The sequence below is a fragment of the Prevotella rectalis genome (genome assembly GCF_900607215.1).
GTDB classification, from domain to species: Bacteria; Bacteroidota; Bacteroidia; order Bacteroidales; family Bacteroidaceae; genus Prevotella; species Prevotella brunnea.
This window is the reverse complement of sequence record NZ_LR027820.1, coordinates 321,013-321,627: the sequence shown is the minus strand read 5'-3', so window position 1 is coordinate 321,627 and position 615 is coordinate 321,013. Positions and strand designations below refer to the sequence as shown.

Genomic DNA, 615 nt, shown 5'->3' with positions numbered 1-615 from the left:
CGATGCTGTATGCAGTCATCATGCGCTTCGACTCCCTGCGCGAGATAGAGGCGGCAATGACGGCTGAGGTGCGCAAGCTTCATCACATAGGCATTGACAGGGTTCCTAAGCGCAGTACCCTGTCAGATGCGAACGCCAGACGCTCGGAGAAATTCTTTGAGGACGTGTATCACGACCTTTACGAGTCCAATAAGGACAGACTTTCTTCGGACAGCCGACGCAATGGTACGGAGGAATGGGTAAAACGTCTGAGAATCATCGATTCCACCACGATAACCCTGTTCTCTAACGTCATCTTCAAGGGCGTGGGCCGTCATCCTAAGACGGGAAAGAAGAAGGGTGGCATAAAAGTGCATTCCGTCATTCATGCAAACGAGGGAGTTCACTGTGACGTGAAGTTCACCTCTGCCGCTACCAACGATTCCTTCATGCTCGCCCCCAGCCATTTCAAGCATGATGAAATCGTTGCCCTGGATCGTGCATATATTAACTATGAAAAGTTTGAGGAACTGACCGAGAGGAACGTCGTCTATGTCACCAAGATGAAGAAAAATCTCAAATACGAGGTGTTGGCAGACTGCATGGATATGAACGAGGATGGGCTGATGGAATATC

Annotated in this window: 1 protein-coding gene; it reads left to right on the top strand. The window is 49.8% G+C overall.

The window, feature by feature from the left end:
• Positions 1-615, top strand: a 615-nt coding sequence (locus E0E16_RS14125; RefSeq protein ID WP_255418130.1) for a transposase, incomplete at both ends; no start/stop codon positions are given.